Origin of the sequence: Pseudomonas sp. FP818, assembly GCF_030687335.1 — a bacterium.
Taxonomy (GTDB): Bacteria; Pseudomonadota; Gammaproteobacteria; order Pseudomonadales; family Pseudomonadaceae; genus Aquipseudomonas; species Aquipseudomonas shahriarae.
Window position 1 is genome coordinate 2,157,749 of the sequence record NZ_CP117427.1, and the last position, 21,413, is coordinate 2,179,161.

3 protein-coding genes are annotated in these 21,413 nt (G+C 63.7%); all 3 read left to right on the forward strand.

The annotated features are described in order from the left end of the window. Positions 1-88 precede the first annotated feature (88 nt). The 3 genes from PSH80_RS09915 to PSH80_RS09925 are packed head-to-tail and all read left to right on the forward strand — an operon-like array spanning position 89 to position 21,292. Complete coding sequence (locus PSH80_RS09915; RefSeq protein WP_305420035.1) at positions 89-12,382, forward strand: non-ribosomal peptide synthase/polyketide synthase; 12,294 nt, start codon at positions 89-91, stop codon at positions 12,380-12,382. Beyond that, positions 12,375-18,125, forward strand: a complete 5,751-nt coding sequence (locus tag PSH80_RS09920; protein WP_305420036.1) for a non-ribosomal peptide synthetase — start codon at positions 12,375-12,377, stop codon at positions 18,123-18,125. The genes PSH80_RS09915 and PSH80_RS09920 overlap by 8 nt, the downstream gene beginning before the upstream one ends. Next, positions 18,122-21,292, forward strand: coding sequence for an amino acid adenylation domain-containing protein (locus PSH80_RS09925; RefSeq protein ID WP_305420038.1), 3,171 nt, complete (start codon positions 18,122-18,124; stop codon positions 21,290-21,292). The genes PSH80_RS09920 and PSH80_RS09925 overlap by 4 nt, the downstream gene beginning before the upstream one ends. Positions 21,293-21,413: the final 121 nt, after the last annotated feature.

Here is a 21,413-nt window from a genome sequence, read left to right on the forward strand (position 1 = left end):
TCGCCTGCGCTAATTTTTCCCGCCTGGATTCGTTTTATAGGGACGACGTGCCTTTGTGCTTCCTGCCTATTGCTCCGGATCCCAAGAAATGAACGCTGAAGACTCCTTGAAACTTGCTCGCCGGTTTATCGGGTTGCCCCTGGAAAAACGCCAGTTGTTCCTCCAGGCGCTGCAAAAGGAAGGGATCGACTTCTCGCGTTTTCCGATTCCGGCCCAGGTCGAGGCCGAGGATCGCCAGGCGTTGTCCTACGCCCAGCAGCGTATGTGGTTTCTCTGGCAACTGGATCCTGCCAGCGCAGCCTATAACCTGCCGGGAGCGGTGCGTCTAAAGGGCACCTTGAGCCTGCCGGCCATCGAGCAGGCGTTTGCCAGCCTGATCGCGCGGCATGAAACCCTGCGCACAGTGTTCCAGCGCCAGGCCGATGAGCGCCTGGTGCAAGTGCCCTGCCAGCCTGCGTTAGCGATTGAACCACTGGATCTTGGCAACTTGCCGCCGGCTGAGCGCGAACAGGCGGTGATGGCTGCCGCCACCGCGCAATCGCTGCAACCCTTCGACCTGGCCAATGGCCCCTTGCTGCGCGTGCAATTGCTCAAACTCGCCGAGCAAGAGCATGTGTTGCTGCTGACCCTGCATCACATCGTCTCGGACGGCTGGTCGATGAACGTGCTGATCGACGAGTTCATCCGATGCTATGACGCCTTTGAACGCAACCAGTCGCCACAACTGCCAGACCTGCCGATCCAGTACAGCGACTACGCCTTGTGGCAGCGCCGCTGGCTGGAAGCGGGGGAGCAGGCGCGGCAGCTGGATTACTGGCGCGAACAGTTGGGCGATGAACACCCGGTGCTGGAGTTGCCAACGGACTTTGCACGCCCAGCCGTGGCCAGCCATCAGGGCCAGCGCTATGAGTTCGCCTTGCCGGCAGCCTTGGCCGACGGTGCGCGGTTGTTGGCTCGCCAGCAGAACGTATCGTTGTTCACCGTGCTGCTGGCAGCGTTCAAGATCCTGCTGTTTCGCTACACCGGCCAGACTGACCTGCGGGTAGGCGTGCCGATTGCCAACCGGCATCGCGGTGAGACCGAGGGCCTGATCGGGCTGTTCGTCAACACTCAAGTCATGGCTGCCCACGTTGATGGGCAGGCGCGGGTCAGCGACCTGTTGCAGGGGCTCAAGGATGTGGTCAATGGCGCCCAGGCCCACCAGGACCTGCCGTTCGAGCGCCTGGTCGAGGCGCTCAAGCCGGAGCGCAGCCTGAGCCACACGCCACTGTTCCAGGTGCTCTACAACCACCAGCCACAAGTGGCAGACCTAGAAGCGCTGGTGCTGGAATCCGGACTCTCCCTGAGCCTGGTCGAGTGGCAGAGCCGCACCACTCAGTTCGACCTCAGCCTCGACACCTGGGAAAAGGGCGGCACCCTGCGCGCTGCATTGACCTTCGCCACCGACCTGTTCACGCCCGCCACCATCGAGCGTATGGCCCGCCACTGGAGCCACTTGCTCGGCGGCATGATCGACAACGTACAGCAGCGCGTGGCTGAGTTGCCGATGCTCGACGCCAGCGACTATCAGCAGCAAATTCATGGCTGGAACGCCACCGCCTCTGAGTACCCGCAAGCGCGCAGCATCCATCGACTGATCGCCGAGCAGGTGGAGCGCCAGCCCGACGCTCTGGCCCTGACCTTTGGCAGCAAGACTCTGAGTTATCGCCAATTGGACGGCCAGGCCAATCAACTGGCGCACAAGCTGATCGAGCTGGGCGTTGGCCCCGAAGTGCGCGTTGGCGTGGCCATGCAGCGCACCGACGCCTTGATCGTTGCCTTGCTTGGCGTGCTCAAGGCCGGCGGCGCCTATGTGCCGCTGGACCCGGATTACCCGGCTGACCGCGTCGCCTACATGCTGCAAGACAGTCGCGCTCAGGTGCTGCTGACCGAGGCCGAGCTGCTCGCCGACTTGCCTCAGACCCAGGCCCAGGTGTTGCAGATGGATCAACTGGCTGGCTACCCGTTGAGCGCACCGGTCACCCAGGTTGCCCCCGACAACCTGGCCTACGTGATCTACACCTCCGGCTCCACCGGCAAGCCCAAGGGCGTAGCCATTGCCCATGGCAACGTACTGGCACTGATCCACTGGTCGCAGCAGGTCTACAGTCGCGAAGATATCCAGGGTGTGCTGGCTTCCACTTCGGTGTGTTTCGACCTCTCGGTGTGGGAGATTTTCGTCACCCTGGCCAACGGCGGCTCGCTGATCCTTGCCCGCAATGCCCTGGAACTGCCCGAGCTGCCGGCCCGTGACCAGGTGCGCCTGATCAACACCGTACCCTCGGCCATCAATGCCTTGCAGCGTGCCGGGCAGATCCCCGAGAGTGTGCGCATCATCAACCTGGCCGGCGAGCCGCTCAAGCAATCCCTCGTGGACCGCCTCTATCAGCAACCGTCGATCAAGCAGGTCTTTGATCTGTACGGCCCGTCCGAAGACACCACCTATTCCACCTGGACCCCTCGCGAAGCCTTGGGCCAGCCGTCCATTGGCCGGCCGTTGAGCAACACCCAGGGTTATATCCTCGATGCCGACCTGCAACCGGTGCCTACCGGGGTCGCTGCCGAGCTGCACCTGGCCGGCGCCGGGCTCACCCGGGGCTATCTGGGCCGGGCCGCGATGACTGCCGAAAAATACGTACCCAACCCGTTCTCCAGTACTGGCGAACGGCTGTACCGCACTGGCGACCTGACCCGCTATCGCGCCGATGGCGTGATCGAGTACGTCGGGCGGATCGACCATCAAGTGAAGATCCGTGGTCTGCGGATTGAGCTGGGGGAGGTCGAAGCGCGCCTGCTCAGTCACCCGCAAATCAAGGAAGCACTGGTGATCGCCCAGGATGGACGCTTGCTGGTGGCTTACGTGGTGCCGACAGCAATGCCCCAGGATCACGAGGTATTCACGCAAACGTTGCATGCGTACCTGGCCGAAACTTTGCCTGAATACATGCTGCCAACGGTGACCATGGCCTTGGCACAGTTTCCCTCGACCCCCAATGGCAAGTTGGACCGCAAGGCGCTGCCGCGGGCCGGTGAGGCCAAGGTGCAGGCGTTCAGTGCGCCGCAGGATCCACGGCAACTGCTGCTTGCCGGGATCTGGCAAGACATTCTTGGGCTGTCGCAGATTGGCCTGGATGACAACTTTTTCGAACTGGGCGGCGACTCCATCGTGTCGATCCAGGTGGTCAGCCGTGCCCGCCAGGCCGGTTTGCAACTGGCGCCCAGCGACCTGTTCCGCCACCAGACCCTACGCAGCCTGGCCGCTGCCGCGCGTGAAGTGTCGGCGCTGGCCATCGAGCAAGGCCCGGTCCAGGGGCCGGTGCTGTTGACCCCGGTGCAGCAATGGTTCTTTGCCGAGGATATTCCCACACGCCAGCACTGGAACCAGTCGCTGCTGCTGACTCCGCGTCAGCCGGTAGACGTCACGGCACTGGCTGGCGCGTTGCAGGCGCTGGTGGCGCAACACGATGCCTTGCGCCTGCGCTTTGTCGAGCGCGGGGAGGGCTGGGAACAGACTCATGCCCCGTCGGCAACTGTGGAGTTGTGGCAGCGCCAGGCCGCCAGCGTCGAGGAATTGCGTGAGCACTGTGATCTCGCCCAGGCCAGCCTCGACCTGGAGCACGGCCCGTTGATGCGGGCCTTGCTCGTGGACATGGCCGACGGCAGCCAGCGCCTGTTGCTGGTGCTGCATCACCTCGTGGTGGATGGGGTGTCCTGGCGTGTGTTGCTGGAAGACTTGCATCGCGGCTACGGCCAAGGCGTGGCCGGCCAACCGCTGACCACGGCGCACAAGACCAGCGCCTACCAGCAGTGGGCAGTACGCTTGGACGACTACAGCCGCAGCCCGGCGCTGCTGGCTGAGTTGGCGTACTGGCGCGAACAATTGCAGGGCGTGGCAAACGACTTGCCCCGGGATAACCCGCAGGGCCGGCAAACCCAGGCAGTGGCTGAACATATCCGCTGGCGCCTGGACCGCGAGCAAACCCGTCAACTGCTGCAACAGGCGCCAGCGGCGTACCGTACTCAGGTCAACGACCTGTTGCTGGCGGCCCTGGCGCGCACGATTTGTCAATGGACCGGACACCCTTCGGTGCTGATCCAGCTGGAAGGCCACGGTCGTGAAGAGCTTTTCGATGACATCGACCTGACTCGCACCGTGGGCTGGTTCACCAGCCTCTACCCGTTGCGCCTGACGCCAAGCGTCGAGCTGGGTGCCACCCTCAAGGCGATCAAGGAACAGTTGCGCCAGGTACCCAACAAGGGCATTGGCTATGGTGTGTTGCGCTACGGCGCGGCGGCCAATGAACTGGCGGTCCTGGCCCAGCCAAGGATTACCTTCAATTACCTGGGGCAGTTCGACCAGCAATTTGGTGAGGATGCGTTGTTCGTACCGGCCAGCGAAGGCGGCGGCCAGGCCCAGAGCCTGGGCGCACCCTTGGCCAACTGGCTGAGTGTGGAAGGGCGGGTCTACGCCGGTGAACTGGAACTGGACTGGAGCTTCAGTGGCGAAGTCTTTCGTCGGGACACCATCCAGGCCCTGGTGGACAGCTGCGCGCGCACCTTGCACGAACTGATTGAACACTGCCTCGATCCACAACAGGGCGGCGCGACGCCTTCGGACTTCCCGCTGGTCAGCCTCGACCAGGCACAACTGGAAGGCCTGGGCCTGCCATTGGCGCAGATCGAGGACCTCTATCCGCTGTCGCCGATGCAGCAGGGCATGCTGTTCCACAGCGCCTACGATGCCGAGCCCGGCGCCTATATCAATCAACTGCGCCTGACCATTGAAGGCCTGGACGTGGCGCGGTTTGCCCAGTGCTGGGAGGCGGTGCTGGAGCGCCATGAAGTGCTGCGCGCACGATGTATCTGGGAAGGCCAGGCGCAGGCGATGCAAGCGATCCAGCGCTCGGTGCAATTGCCGCTGACAGTGCTGGAGAGCGCTCCTGACGACCTCGATCGTTTGGCCCTTGAACAGCGCGAACAAGGCTTCGACCTGCATCAGGCGCCGTTGTTGCGCCTGGTGCTAGTACCGCTGGCGGCCCGGCGTTATGAGCTGATCTACACCAGCCACCACATCCTGATGGATGGCTGGAGCAATGCCCAACTGCTGGGGGAGGTCTTGCAGCGGTACGCCGGACAAGTGCCGCCACCGGCCACCGGGCGTTATGCCGACTATGTGGGCTGGCTGCTGGCGCAGGACGCCGACGCCAGCGAGCAATTCTGGCGCGTGCAACTGCAAGCGCTGCCCGCGCCGACCTTGCTTGGCAACGCCTTGCCGGCGCCGCGCGAGGGCAGTGGCCATGCCAGTCACCACGTACTGCTGGACGCAACCACCACCGCGCGCCTGGGTGAGTTTGCCCGGCACAACAAGGTCACCTTCAATACCCTGTTGCAAGCGGCATGGGCGGCTTTGCTGCAACGTTATTGCGGCCAGTCGAGCGTGGCCTTTGGCGCCACAGTGGCCGGGCGTCCGGCTCATTTAGCCGGGATCGAGCAGCAGGTCGGGTTGTTTATCAATACCTTGCCGATCATTTGCAGCCCGGATGCCACCCATAGCGTCGCCAACTGGCTGCAGCACGTGCAGGCGCACAGTGTGCTCCTGCGTGAGCATGAGCACACACCGTTGTACGACATTCAACGCTGGGCCGGGCAGCCTGGTAGTGCGCTGTTCGACACCTTACTGGTGTTTGAAAACTATCCGGTGTCCCAGGCGCTGCAAGCCGGTGCGCCGGCCGGCTTGAGCTTCAGCGGGCTGCACAACCATGAACAGACCAGCTATCCGCTGACCCTGGGCATCGAGTTGGGTGAAACCCTGAGCCTGGACTTCAGCTACGCCCGGGCCGATTTCAGCCCGCAGCAGATACGCGTTATCGGCACAAGCCTGCTGCAACTGCTTGCGCAGTTTGTTGAGGATAACCAGCAAGCACTGGGCAACCTGAGCCTGCGCGAGCCAACCCTGGAGCAAACCGCAGTACAGCCGGCACTCGACCCGCTGCTGGCGCACCAGCGTATCGAACGCCGCGCGGCAGCGACCCCGGATGCCCTGGCCTTGATCAGCGGTGACGAGCGCTGGACCTATGCCGAGCTCAACCAGCGCGCCAACTGCCTGGCCCATCGCTTGCGTGAGCAGGGCGTAATGCCCGGCCAGCGCGTCGGGCTGGCGGTGCGTCGCGGTGGGGCGATGATTGCCAGCCTGTTGGCGATCCTCAAGGCAGGCGCCGCCTACGTGCCACTGGACCCCGATTACCCAGCCCAGCGCCTGGCCTACATGATTGATGACAGCGCAATGGACCTGCTGCTGCGCCAACCCGGCGTACTCGACGACGTCCTGGCCGATGCACGCGTGCCGTGCCTGCTGCTCGACGGTTCGGAGCGCGACTACCCACGCACCAACCTGGCCAACCTGGCGCAGGCCGAGCATCTGGCCTATGTGATCTACACCTCCGGTTCCACCGGGCAGCCCAAGGGCGTGTCCATCGCCCATGGCGCGCTGCGCGAATTCTGCACGATAGCCGCCGAATACTCACAACTCACGTCCCAGGATCGGGTACTGCAATTTGCAACATTCAGCTTCGACGGTTTTGTCGAACAGTGCTTCCCGCCGCTGTGCGAAGGCGCCTGCCTGGTGCTGCGCGGCGATGAAACCTGGGACACGGCGACCTTGTACGAGCAGATCATCGAACACGGCGTGACCTTGGCCGATTTGCCGGCAGCCTATTGGTTCCTGCTGGCCCAGGACTGGGCGGCGGACCCGCAGCGCAGTCGCGGGCGACTGCGCCAGGTGCACGTGGGGGGTGAGGCGATGTCGGTGGAGGGGCTCAAGCTCTGGCACGCCGCAGGCCTTGGCGGCGTGCGCTTGCTCAATACCTACGGCCCGACCGAAGCCACGGTAGTGTCCAGCACCCACTTGTGCCAGCTCGAGGATGTCGATGAAGCCAATGGCGTACCGATTGGTCGTGCCTTACCGGGGCGAGCGCTGTATGTGCTCGACCGCGACGCCAACCCGGTGCCCGATGACGTGGTGGGTGAGTTGTGTCTCGCCGCCTGTGAAGGTTTGGCCCAGGGTTATCACCAGCGTCCGGCACTGACCGCCGAGCGTTTTATTCCCGATCCTTTAGCCGCCGTGGCCGGCAGCCGCGTGTATCGCACTGGCGATCTTGCGCGCCGCGACGCGGCGGGCATGGTGCATTACTGCGGGCGGATCGACCATCAGGTGAAGATCCGTGGTTTTCGCATCGAACTGGGCGAAATCGAATCGCGCCTGTTGCAACAATCCGGTGTGCGTGACGCGGTGGTCCTGGCCCATCAAGGCGCAAGTACCCAGCAACTGGTGGCCTATATCGTGCCGGCGCAGGCCGAGCGCTCGTTGTGCGAGCGCCTCAAGGCCAGTCTCAAGGCGAGCATGCCGGACTACATGGTGCCGACCTATTGGATGGTGCTCGACCACTTGCCACTGACCTCCAACGGCAAACTCGACCGCAAGGCCCTGCCGGCACCGGACGCCAGCCTGTTGCAACAGGACTACGTGGCACCGGTCACGGCACTGCAACAGCAACTGGCCGATATCTGGCAAACAGTGTTGAACCTGCCGCGCGTGGGTTTGAACGACAACTTCTTCGAGCTGGGAGGCGATTCGATCCTGTCGATGCAGGTGGTCAGCCGCGCCCGTCAGGCGGGGCTGCATTTCACTGCCAAAGCGTTGTTCGAGCAGCAAACGATTCAAGGTTTGGCCAGCGTAACGCGCAGCGGTGAAGGCGTGCCGACCATCGACCAAGGGCCGGTGGCCGGCGTCATGCCGTTGCTGGCGGTGCAGCAGGCGTTCTTCGAGGAGGATGTTCCCCAGCGCCATCACTGGAACCAATCCGTGCTGCTTGCGCCCCAGCAACCCCTGGACGGCGCACGACTCGCCCAGGCCTTGCAGGCGCTGGTCGCCCATCACGATGCCTTGCGCCTGAATTTCTACCGCGACGGCGAGCAGTGGGTCGCCAGCCATGGCGAGGCGTCGAACCCTGAGCTGCTGTGGCAGCATCGGGTCAACGATGAAGCCCAGCTCCAGGCGGTGGCCGATCAGGCCCAGGCCAGCCTGGACCTGCAACAAGGCCCGCTGCTGCGCGCGGTGTTGTTTGAGCGTGCCGATGGCAGCCAGCGCTTACTGGTGGCGATTCACCACCTGGTAGTCGACGGCGTGTCATGGCGCATCCTCTTGCAAGATCTGCAGGACGCTTACCGTCAGCCCGCCCTGGGCTTACCGGCCAAGACCACCGCGTTCAAAACCTGGGCCGAGCAACTGCAAGGTCTTGCCCGCAGTCCCGCGCTGCAAGCCGAGATTTCGTTTTGGCAATCACTGGGCGCAACCGACAACCATCTGCCGGGCGCCAAGCCGGATGCCAGCTTGCGCAGTCGCGACGGCGTCACGCTTGATACACGCCTGAATGCCGAGCTGACCCGGCGCCTGTTGCAGGATGCGCCAGCGGCCTACCGCACCCAGGTCAACGATCTGCTGCTGACCGCGCTGGCGCGAGTCATCACGCGCTGGACGGGACGCAGCGAGGTGCTGATCCAGCTCGAAGGCCATGGCCGTGAAGAGCTGTTCGACAACCAGGACCTGACCCGCACCGTGGGTTGGTTCACCAGCCTGTTCCCGGTGCGTCTGGCGCCTGCCGAGGCGCTGGGAGATTCAATCAAGCAGGTCAAGGAACAACTGCGCGCCATTCCCAACCGGGGCGCAGGCTTTGGCGTCTTGCGTTACCTGGGTGACGCTGCCGTGCAGCAAACCCTGGCGGCACTGCCGGCGCCGCGTATCACCTTCAACTATCTGGGCCAATTCGACAGCACCGTTGAAGGCGAGCAAACGGCGTTGTTTTTGCCCAGTGGCGAGCATGCCGGGGTTGAGCAGCATCCGGACGCACCACTGGGTAACTGGTTGACCCTCAACGGCCAGGTATTTGAAGGCCAATTGTGCCTGGGCTGGACGTTCAGCCAGCAGATGTTCGACGCAGCGACCATCCAGCTACTGGCCGACGCCCTGGCTGTAGAGCTCAAGGCTGTGATTGAGCACTGCACCACAACCGGTCATCACGGCGTGACACCGTCGGACTTCCCGCTGGCGGCGTTGACACAGGCCCACGTGGATGTGCTTGCCGGCGCGCCTGAAGCCATCGAAGACATCTACCCGCTCTCGGCCATGCAGCAAGGCATGTTGTTCCACAGCTTGCTGGAGCAAAGCGGCGGCGATTACGTCAATCAGATGCAAGTATCGGTGGACGGCCTGGACCCAGAACGCTTTCGCGCAGCGTGGCAGGCGGTGGTCGATGGGCACGCCATTCTGCGCACGGCCTTTGCCTGGCAGGGCGGTTTGCCGCAGCCGATGCAGGTGGTGCACAAGCAGCTTGATGTGCCCTTTACCGTGCTCGACTGGCGCGCGCGCGACGATCAATCAGTTGCGCTGCAAGCGCTGGCTGCTGCCGAACTGGCCCAGGGTTTTGACTTGAACCGGCCTGGGCTATTACGCCTGGTACTGGTGCGCCTGGATGACCGTCGTTGCGAACTGCTTTACACCAACCATCACATCCTGATGGACGGCTGGAGCAATTCCCAACTCCTGGGTGAGGTGCTGCAGCGTTATGACGGCCAGGCGCCGGGGCCGTCCGTTGGGCGCTATCGCGATTACATCGCCTGGCTGCAACGCCAGGATCAACAGGCCAGTGAACAATTCTGGAGCGCCAACCTGACGGCACTGGAGGAGCCGACCCTGCTGGCACAGACGGTCAGTGGCCAGGGGCAGGCCGCCGCCGGTCACGGCGACCATCACTTGATGTTGGATGGGGAGCAAACCCGCCGCCTGAGCGAGTTTGCCCGCCAGCAAAAAGTCACCTCCAACACCTTGGTGCAGGCCGCGTGGCTGTTGCTGTTGCAGCGCTACACTGGGCAGGACTGCGTGGCGTTTGGTGCCACGGTCGCCGGTCGCCCGGCTGACTTGCCGGGTATCGAGCAGCAGGTTGGGCTGTTCATCAATACCTTGCCGGTGGTTGCCAGCCCGCGCGCCGAGCAAACCGTCAGCCAATGGTTACAGGTCGTGCAGGGGCAAAACCTGGCCTTGCGCGAGCATGAGCACACGCCGTTGTTCGATATCCAGCGTTGGGCCGGGCAGAGCGGTGACGCACTGTTCGACAGCCTGCTGGTATTTGAAAACTACCCGGTGGCCGAAACCCTCAAGCGCGGCGCGCCGCAAGGCTTGGTGTTCGGCGAAGTGCAGAGTCATGAGCAGACCCATTATCCGTTGAGCCTGTCGGTCAGTCTGGGGCAGACCCTGAGTGTGCATTACCGCTATAGCCATGGGCACTTTAGCGCCGACACCATCAGCGAGCTCAGCGGGCATTTCAGCCACCTGCTGCTGGGTATGCTCGATCAGCCCGAGCTGGCGCTGGGTGATTTGTCGATGCAAGGCGCTGCGCGGCAACAACAGATGGTCGCGCAATGGAACCCGGCGGCGGTCGATTACCCGCGCGGGCAATGCATCCACCAACTGTTCGAGGCCCAGGCTGAGCGCGCTCCCGATGCCGTCGCCCTGGTGTTCGGCCAGCAGTCGCTGACCTATCGCGAGCTCAACGAACAGGCCAACCAACTGGCGCATCGGTTGCTGGCCGAAGGTGTCGGGCCGGATCGTCTGGTGGGGATCGCGGTGGAGCGCGGCTTGCCGATGATCATCAGCCTGCTGGCGATCCTCAAGGCCGGTGGCGCCTATGTGCCGCTGGACCCGGCATACCCGGCTGATCGCCTGGCGTACATGATGCAAGACAGCGGCCTGAGGTTGCTGATTACCCAGGCGCCGCTGCTGGGGGCGCTGCCAATTCCAGGCGGTGTTGAGGCGCTGGTGCTGGACGGTGAGGCGGGCTGGTTCGCGGGCTATCCGAGCCACAACCCGCAGCCATCGGCCGGACCGGGCAACCTCGCCTATGCAATCTACACCTCCGGTTCAACCGGCAAGCCCAAAGGGGTAATGGTGCCCCATGGCGCCCTGGGCAACTTCATTGCGAGCATGGCCCGCCAGCCGGGGCTTGCGGTGGGAGAGCGGATCCTGTCTCTGACCACCTTCTCGTTCGATATCTTCGGCCTGGAGATTTACCTGCCGCTGACCGTTGGCGCCTGTGCGGTGTTGGTGGACAAAGACACCACCCTCGACCCGGACGCGATCCTCGCCACCGTGGCTACCCAGCGTGTCAACACCCTGCAAGCCACGCCCTCGACCTGGCGCATGTTGCTCGACAGCCCGCAGGTGGCGGCGTTGCAGGGCTGCACCTTGCTCTGCGGTGGCGAAGCCCTGGCCGATGAACTGGCGGCACGCATGCTCGCCCTCGGTGGAGCGGTATGGAACCTCTATGGGCCAACCGAAACCACCATTTGGTCAGCCGCCCATCGTCTCGACGGCCAGCCATGGCTGGGGCGGCCGATCGACAACACCGGCCTGTACATCGTCAGCCAGAACGGTGCCTTGGCCCCGGTCGGCGTGCCCGGCGAGCTGTTGATCGGCGGTGATGGCCTGGCGCGCGGCTACTTCCAGCGCCCAGGCCTGACTGCCGAACGTTTCCTGCCCGACCCGTTCGGTGCGCCCGGCCAGCGCTTGTACCGCACCGGCGACCTGGCGCGCTATCGCGCCGAAGGGGTGATCGAATACCTCGGGCGCTTGGACCACCAGGTGAAAATTCGCGGCTACCGGATCGAACTGGGGGAAATCGAAGCGCGCATCCAGGCCCAGGATGCTGTGCGCGAAGCGGCCGTGGTGGCCCTCGATGGACCCAGCGGCCCGCAACTGGTGGGTTACGTAGTGCTCGCCGAATCGACGGACAGCACCGAGCAACATACGGCGTTGCGCGAGTCGATCAAGGCCGGGCTCAAGCAGCATCTGGCCGACTACATGATCCCTGCGCACCTGGTATTCGTCGCGCAGATGCCCTTGACCCCCAACGGCAAACTGGACCGCAAGGCCTTGCCGGCACCGGATGTCAGCCAGACGCAAAAAGCCTATGTGGCGCCGGTTTCGGAACTTGAGCAGCAACTGGCCGGGATCTGGCAAGAGGTGCTCAAGGTCGAGCGCGTGGGGCTTGGCGACAACTTCTTCGACCTGGGCGGGCACTCCCTGCAAGTGGTGGTGATGCTGTCCCGTGTGCGGGCAGTGCTTGGGGTAGACGTGGCCGTGAAGGACTTTTACGCGCAGGACAGCCTCGGGGCCTTGGCCCAATCGCTGGTCGATGCGACCCGGGACGATGGCCTGGATGATGACTTTGACCTGATCTTCGATGCCCTTGATGAGCTGGAGCAGGAAAACCTGGAGGAAACCAATGCTTAAGCAAGGCGGGGCCAAAACCGCAGAACTGGTGGCGCGCATCAAGGACTTGAGCGCACCCAAGCGTGCGCAACTGTTCCGCAAGCTGGAGCAGCAGGGCGTCAACGTCGCGCGTTTCCCGATTGTGCCGGCTAGCGAAGCCGGGCCCCAGCAACTGTCGTATGCCCAGCAGCGGCAATGGTTTCTCTGGCAGTTCGACCCAACGGGCAGTGCCTACAACATCTGTACGGCGCTGCATTTGAAGGGGGAGCTGGATGTCGAGGCGCTGCAACGCAGCCTGTCGCAGGTGCTGGCGCGCCATGAAGGGCTGCGCGCCGGATTTGTGCAGCAAGGCGAGCAGGTGCGATGCATCATGCGGCCCATCGAAGCCGTGGAGCTTGCGGTGCAGGCTGCCCCGGCAGGCGATCCCGAGTCCGTAATCAAGGCGTTTGTCCAGGTGCAGAGCAGCCAGCCGTTCGATCTGGAACACGATCTGCTGCTGCGCGCCGCAGTGTTGCGTCTGGCGGACGATGAGCACGTGTTGGTACTGACGTTGCACCACATCATCACCGATGGCTGGTCGATGCAGATCATGATCGATGAGCTGCTGGCGCTGTACATTGCCCAGGTCACGGGCACGCCTTGCGCGTTGCCGGCACCGATCATTCAATACGCTGACTATGCCGCCTGGCAACGGCAATGGCTGGAGGCCGGGGAAGGGCGCCGGCAACTGGATTACTGGCGCGGTAAATTGGGCAGCGAGCACGTCTTGCTTGAACTACCGGTGGATCGCCCACGCCTGGGGCCACCGGACCAGCGTGGGGCGACGCTGCCGCTGGCGTTGGATCGTGCCTTGAGCGACGGCCTCAAGGGCCTGGCGCAGCAGCAAGGGGTGAGCCCGTTCATGTTGTTGCTGGCGTCGTTCCAGGTGCTGCTGCACCGCTACAGCGGCCAGTCTGACATTCGCGTCGGCGTACCCACCGCCAACCGCAACCGGGCCGAGACCGAGCGGGTCATCGGCTTTTTCGTCAATACCCAGGTGATGCAGGCCACGCTCGACAGCCAGCAGCCCTTTGCGGACTTTGTGCAGACGGTCAAGGCGGCGGCCCACGAGGCCCAGACCTGGCAAGACCTGCCGTTCGAGCAGTTGGTGGAGGCGCTGCAGCCCGAGCGCAACAGCCTGCACACGCCGCTGTTCCAGGTGATGTTCAACCATCAGATGGAAACTGGCCGGTTTGCCGATGGCCAACCCCTGGGCGGATTGCTGTGCACGCCAGTCGACTCGGAGAACCTCAGTGCGCCGTTTGACCTGACCCTCAATACCTTCGACGGCCCTGATGGCCTGTCGGCGGTCCTCACCTATGCCACCGATATCTTTGACGCCTCGACCGTCGAACGCATGGCGCGGCATTGGCAGAGATTGTTGCAGGGCATGGTCGATGATCCACGGCAGCGCATCGGTCAACTGCCGATGCTCAACGCCACTGAACAGCGCCTGGCGTTGCAAACCTGGAACGCCAGCACTGCCGACTACCCTCGCGACAGCGCCATCCACCACCTGATCGAAGCCCAGGCCGCCCGCACCCCGGATGCCGTAGCATTGGTCTTCGACACCCAGTCATTGACCTTTGCCCGACTCAACCAGCAGGCCAACCGCCTGGCCCATCGCCTGATCGCGGCCGGTGTCGGCCCTGATGTACTGGTGGGAATTGCGGTGCAACGCAGCGTTGACCTGGTGGTCGGGCTGCTGGCGATTCTCAAGGCCGGTGGCGCCTATGTGCCACTGGACCCGGCGTACCCCGAGGAACGCCTGGCCTACATGATGCAAGACAGCGGCCTGGCCCTGCTGCTGACCCAGGCACCGTTGCTGGCGCGCTTGCCGATCCCGGCCGGGGTCAGTGCCCTGGCCCTGGACCAACCGGATGCGTGGCTCGATGGCTACAGCTGCGAAAACCCGCTGCCGCGCACCACGGCCGAACACCTGGCCTACGTGATCTACACCTCCGGCTCCACCGGCAAGCCCAAAGGCGTGATGGTGCGCCATGGCGCCCTGACCAACTTTGTGTGCAGCATGGCCCGCCAGCCGGGCCTGGATGCCAATGACCGGCTGCTGTCGCTGACCACCTTTTCGTTCGATATTTTCGGCCTGGAAATCTATGGGCCACTGTTGGCTGGCGCAACCCTGGTGCTGACCGGACAGGGCATCAACCTCGACCCGCAAGCCTTGCTTGCCCTGGTCAAACAGCAGCGCATCAGCGTGTTGCAGGCCACGCCCTCGACCTGGCGCATGCTGCTCGATCACCCGCAGGCCGATGAGCTCAAGGGCTGCAAACTGCTGTGCGGCGGTGAGGCGCTGCCCCTGGAACTGGCGACCCGCCTTTTGGCGCTTTCGCCCCAGGTGTGGAACCTCTACGGGCCGACCGAGACCACCATCTGGTCGGCGCAGTACCCGCTCACGCCAACCCAGCCGCAGCCGTGGCTGGGCGGGCCGATTGCCAATACCAGCCTGTATATCCTCGACGATAACCTGGCGCCGGTGCCGGTCGGGGTGGCGGGTGAATTGTTGATTGGCGGCGATGGCCTGGCGCGGGGTTATTTCCAGCGCCCGGCACTCACCGCCGAACGCTTCCTGCCTGACCCATTTGGTGCGCCCGGTACGCGCCTGTACCGCACCGGCGACCTGGCGCGCTACCGCGCGGACGGGGTGATCGAGTACATCGGTCGGGTGGATCACCAGGTAAAAATCCGTGGATTGCGGATCGAACTGGGGGAAATCGAAGCGCGCTTGCTGGAACAGCCGCAGGTGCGTGAAGCCGCCGTGGTCGCTCGCGATGTCGCCGGTCATTCGCAGTTGGTGGCGTACGTGGTTGCCGTGCAAGCGGTCAGCGATGAACAGGCGCTGCGTGAGGCGTGCAAGCGTCAGCTCAAGGGCGACCTGCCGGAGTACATGGTGCCCAGCCATTGGGTCTTCCTCGACAGCCTGCCGCTGACTCCCAACGGCAAGCTCGATCGCAAGGCGTTGCCGGCGCCGGATGCCAGTGCCTTGCAGCAGCACTACATCGCGCCGCGCAATGTCTTGGAGCAGCAGATTGCCGAGGTCTGGCAACAGGTGCTGGGTCTGGCGCAGGTGGGGGTGAGCGACAACTTCTTCGAACTGGGCGGGCACTCGCTGCTGGCCACCCAGGTGATTGCGCGGCTCAAGCAAACCCTGGCCAGCGACCCTGGCTTGCGGGACCTGTTCAATGCTCCGGTGTTGGAAGACTTTGCCGCCGTGTTGGCGGGCCGCTCGGCCGCGCAACCGGCGCAGATCGCCTTGCGCGCCCATGGCCCGCGCAGCACTGCGCCCTTGTCCCTGGCCCAGCGCCGCTTGTGGGTGGCCGAACAGTTCTCGGCCGGCAACGGCGCGTACGGCATGCCGCTGGCGTTGCGCTTGCGTGGCGAAGTCTCGGTGCCGTTGCTGATCGAAAGCCTCAAGTGCGTGGTGCAGCGTCATGAAGTGCTGCGCACCGCCTATGTAGCAGACGATGACGGCGATCCATTGGCGGTGATTTCGCCAGAGGTGGCACTGGACTTCGCCCTGGTCGACCTGTCGCACCTGGACCGTATCGAACAGGAAGCCCAGGTCGCCCAGGCCACGCTGGACAACACCCGACACCCGATCAACCTGGCACAAGCGCCGCTGTTGCGTGGGCAGATCCTGCGCCTGGGTGCCCATGAGCATGTGCTGCTGTATTCGATGCACCACATCATTTCCGATGGTTGGTCGATGGCGGTGCTGGTGGGTGAACTGGTGCAACACTACGCCGCGCTCAAGCACGGCCGTGGCATCGACTTGCCGCCGCTGCCGGTGCAATACAGCGACTATGCCCAATGGCAACTGGCGCTGGAGCAGGCCGGGGTCTTGCAGCAACAGGCCCGCTACTGGAAGGACGCCCTGGCCGGTCATCCCGGCCAACTCCTGTTACCCACTGATTTTCCACGGCCGCCAGTACCGTCTTTTGAAGGCTCCAGCGAGTCGTTCAGCGTGCCGCCGGCATTGGGCGAGGCACTCAAAGGCTTGTCCGGCCGCCACGGCGTTACGCCTTACACCACCTTGCTGGCGGCATTCCAGGTGTTGCTGCATCGCCTGGGCACCAGCGACGACTTGCTGGTGGGCGCTGATGTCGCGGGGCGCCAGCATGCCGAGCTGGAAGGCTTGATTGGTTTCTTCGTGAATATCCTGCCCCTGCGTTCGCGCTTCGACGCAAAGGCCCGGTTCAGTGATTTCCTCGCTGCTGCGCGGGAAACCTCCCTCACGGCATTCGAGCATCAGGACCTGCCCCTGGACATGATCGCCGAAGCCAGCAACGTGCCCCGGCACCGGGGCTTCAACCCCTTGGTGCAAGTGCTGTTTGTGATGAACAACCTGCCGGTGCACAGCGCTGGCCTGGCGGACATTGCCGTGGAGGTGGTGCCCAGCCTGGGCGGCTATTCCAAGTTCGACATGGCGTTGTTCATCGACGAAGAAGCCGGGCAGTGGCAAGGCACCTGGCAGTACGCCAATGACTTATTCAAACAAGAGCGCATTACCGAGCTTGTGAGCGCCTGGATGGGAATTCTTCAACAGATTGTCATGGATCCAGACATCCGATTAGGGGACATCATCATGCCGTCGAATACCGCTGTTGCTCCTGCCGCACCTGCCAGCCCGAAAGCCGACAAACTGGGCAAGTTCCTCAAGAAACCGTCGAGCCCGGTGGCCAAGGTCCCGCTGCCGGCGATGCGTGAATCGCTGTTGAACGCCGACCAGGTGTTCCCGTTGCTGATGGAGCCCAATGATCCGGGGCTCGACCTGGTGACGTGGGTCCAGGCCAATCGCGCCTTGGTCGAGGAGAAGTTGGCGCGGCATGCGGGGATCCTGTTCCGAGGCTTTGCCATGCGTGATATCCACGACTTCGAGGCCTTTGCCGAAGCGGTCCAGCCGGGCCTGTACGGCCAGTACGGCGACTTGCCGAAGAAAGAGGGCGGCAAGAACACCTACCGCTCTACGCCGTACCCGGAAAAGAAAATGATCCTGTTCCACAACGAGAGCTCGCATCAGGATCGCTGGCCGCGCAAGCAACTGTTCTTCTGCGAGCAACCGTCGCCCGTGGGCGGTGCCACGCCGGTGGTCGATTGCCGGCAGATGTACCTGCGTTTGCCGCAAGCGTTGCGCGATACATTCGAAAGCAAGGGCCTGCTGTATGTGCGCACCTTCGCCGATAAGCTCGACGTGTCCTGGCAGCATTTTTTCAAGACCGAAGACCGCGCCCAGGTCGAGCAGCGCTGCGCGCTGGCTGGCATTCAATGGACCTGGCTGGACAACGACGAACTGCAAATCCGCACCCCGTGCCCGGCGATCATCACCCACCCGACCACGGGCGAGAAAACCTTCTTCAACCAGGTGCAACTGCACCACATCTATTGCCTGGACCCTGACGTGCGCGACGACCTGCTGGGCCTGTTCGGTCCCGAGCGGATGCCGCGCCACGTGTACTACGGCGATGGCAGCCCGATTGAAGACGCGGTGATGCAACTCCTGGGCGAACTCTACGAGGCCTGTGCGGTGCGTTTTGATTGGCGCAAGGGCGATGTGATCCTGCTGGACAACATGCTTGCCGCCCACGCCCGCGACCCCTTTGAAGGCCCACGCAAAATCGTCGTGGCCATGGGTGAAATGATCGAGCGGCGCGACCTGGAAACGGTAACGCCCTATACACGTATGCAAACTGAAGGGACTGAGGCATGAGTACGCTTAACGATGCAGGCCTGGCGCTGCTCCCGGAACAACAACAGCGGGTGCTGGACGCACAGGACGGTGCGAGCTGGGGTGATATCGCGCACCTTTTGCATATCCAGATCAAGGGCGTGCTCGACGTTTCACGCCTGCAAGCGGCTTTTAACGGTTTGAGCCAGCGTCACACCGCGCTGCTCGCCCGATTGGCGACGGCGCCCGGTTATCGTGGCCTGCGGCAGTTCTTTGAGGCCGGTGCGGCGAATGTGGCATTGGCGGTGGATGAGTCCAGCGACACCGCGCAGGTCTTGGTGCAGTGGTGCCAACGCCCGGTGAGCCTGGCGTCCGGGGTGTTTTTCGAGGGCCTGTTGCAGCGTATCGACGCGCAACACTGGCAATTGACCCTGGGCTTGGCGGGTTTTGTGGGGGATCAGGCGAGCCTGGGGATTCTTTATCAAGACCTGTGTACGGCGTATGAGCAGGGCAGTTGCGCCGTGGATGAGGAGCTGGGGCAGTTTGCCCAGTACCTGGAGTGGCATGCCGAAGTAGTGCTCGACGAAGATGCCGATACTGCCAAGGCCTATTGGCAAGCCTGCCTGCCGAGCACTGGGGTGCTGGCACCGGAGTTGCCGGTGCGCTACGCGGACACTGCGCCGGGCAAGGCCGGTGGGCAGACACTGACTGCCGCCCTCGACCCACGTGTGCTGGAGCGCCTGAGCCAACTGGCAGCCCAGCACAACACGCCGGTGACCACGCTATTGCAAGCAGCCTGGTGGGTGCTGCTGGCGCGCGTCAGTGGGCGCGAAGGTTTTGTCGCGGGCCTGCGGCATGACGCGCGCCAGGACTATGAGTTCTTCGCACCCACCGTGGGCCTGCTGGAAAGAACCCTGCCGTTGAACCTGAACCTGGCGCCGACAGCATCGTTCACGCGTGTGTTGGCTGAGCTGACCGGTGTGCTGGAGACCCATGGCACCTGGCAAGAATATGCGCCGCTCGACGCCGGCCTGCCGCTGACCCATGGCTTTGGTGTGCGCCAGCAACCGGCAGCGCGCACAGTGGGGACATGCACCTGGAGCGGCGCCTACAGTGCTGATCTTCGGCCGCTGTTTGAACTGGCGCTGAATGTCGATATGGAGGAGGGCGGCGCTGTCTCCGGCCTGTCGCTGGACTATGCCGCTGCCGTTTATAGCCAGGCCGCGATGCAGACGCTGCTGGCGCAGTATCAAGTGCTATTGGGCAGTCTGCTGGAGCAGCCGGACGCGGCCATCGCAACCCTGAGCCTGTTGGGTGAGGCGGAACGCCAACGCCTGCTGGCGTTCAATCCCGCGCCGCAAGTGCTGGAAGAGCGGGTGCTGTTGCCTGAGCATATTCTCAATTGGGCCGAAATCACCCCGGACGCGTTGGCATTGGTCGCGGGGCAGCAGTCGCTGACCTACGCCGAGTTGGATGCCGGCGTGCGTCAATTATCCAGCCGTCTGCGTCAAAAGGGTGTAGCCCCGGGCAGCATTGTCGCCCTGGCCTTGCCGCGTGGCGTGGCCCAGGTGCTGACTATTCTTGCGACCTGGCGCACAGGCGCTGCCTATCTGCCGCTGGACCCGAACTGGCCAGTGGCGCGCCAGGCCCAACTGGTGGAACAGGCCGGCGCGCAACTACTGGTCACCCAGGGTATGGCTTTGGATGGAGTCGGTTGCGCAGTACTGGACCTCGATCAAAAGATGCAGCAACCGCTGGCGCAAGGACCTAGTGCAACCCTGCAAGGCCAGGACGCCGCTTATGTACTGTTTACCTCCGGCACCACCGGGGTGCCCAAGGGCGTGGTGGTCGAGCATCGGCAATTGCTCAATTACGTCGCGGGCGTCAGCAGTGAGCTGGAGCTGGCTGCTTGCCGGCACTTCGCCCAAGGCTCCACTGTCGCGGCGGACCTGGGTAACACCAGCCTGTTTGGTGCGCTGTACAACGGCGCCACCTTGCATATCGTTGACGAGGCGACGATGCAGGATCCCGAAGCCTTCGCAGCCTTCATCGACACCCAGGGCATTGATTGCCTGAAAATCGTGCCGTCCCATCTTGCCGCCTTGCTCGAAGCACCGCAGCCGAAGGTGCCGGCCACCCTGATCCTCGGCGGCGAAGCCATCGGCCAGGGGACGGTTGCGCGCATCTTCAACCTGCGCGCCGATTGCCGTCTGTTCAATCACTACGGGCCCACCGAAACCACCGTTGGCGTCGCCGTGCATACAATCAGCCCGGACGACTTGCAACACCTGGCCATTCCCCTGACTCGGGTATTGCCCAACAACCAGTTGTTCGTCCTCAACGAGGGCCTGCAACTGGTGGCCTGCGGCGAACTGGGTGAGCTGTATATCGGCGGCCAGCAATTGTGCCGTGGCTACCTGAACGACCCGGCGCAGACCGATGCAGCGTTTATCAACAGTCCGTTTAACCCTGGCGAACGGTTGTACCGCAGCGGCGACCTGGCCCGCTACCTGCCACAAGGCGGTATCGCGCTGTATGGCCGGCGTGACCATCAGGTTAAGGTGCGCGGGTTCCGTATCGAACTGGCAGAAATCGAACAACAACTGCTGCGCGTGCCAGGCGTGAGCGAAGCCGTGGTGCTGCTGGCGCACGATGAGCCGGTCGCCTTTGTACTGCCGAGCCAGGACGCGCCTGCGGATTGGCTGCAAACCCTCAAGCAGCAAATGGCTGAGCGCTTGCCGGCGGTGATGGTGCCGCACCAGTACCAGGTGGTGCAGCACATGCCGCGCCTGGGCAACGGCAAAGTCGACCGCCAGGCCTTGCAGAATCTGGAGTTGGTCGAAGAAGACGACACCTTCATCGAGCCCCTGGACGCCCTTGAAACCTTGCTGGCCAGTCGCATGGCCCAGTTGCTGGGGCGCGAACGCTTGAGCCGCGACCGCGACTTCTTCGCCGCCGGTGGCCATTCGCTGCTGGTGATCAAGCTGGTCGCCGGGATTCGCAAACTGCTGCACTGCGAAGTCCACCCCGGCATCGTGTTCGATCACCCAAGTCCCGGCGCACTGGCCCAGGCCTTGCGCGCCCAGGAAGATAGCCCAGGCCAGTTGGAGAAACTGGCCCAGGCACGTTTGCGGCTGGACGCAATGAGTCCAGAGGAGAAGGCCGCGCTGCTGGAGAAGGCGCGCCAACAGGCGGCGGTGCAGAGCTAAAACGGTTGCGGGCGCTGCCAGTCAGTCAGCGCTCGCAAGTTTTATGCTGTTGCGAACGATTCTCATAAATTGTAGTCTAGCGCCCCCTATGTGTGCCCTGCACACGGATGCTCATGGAGTG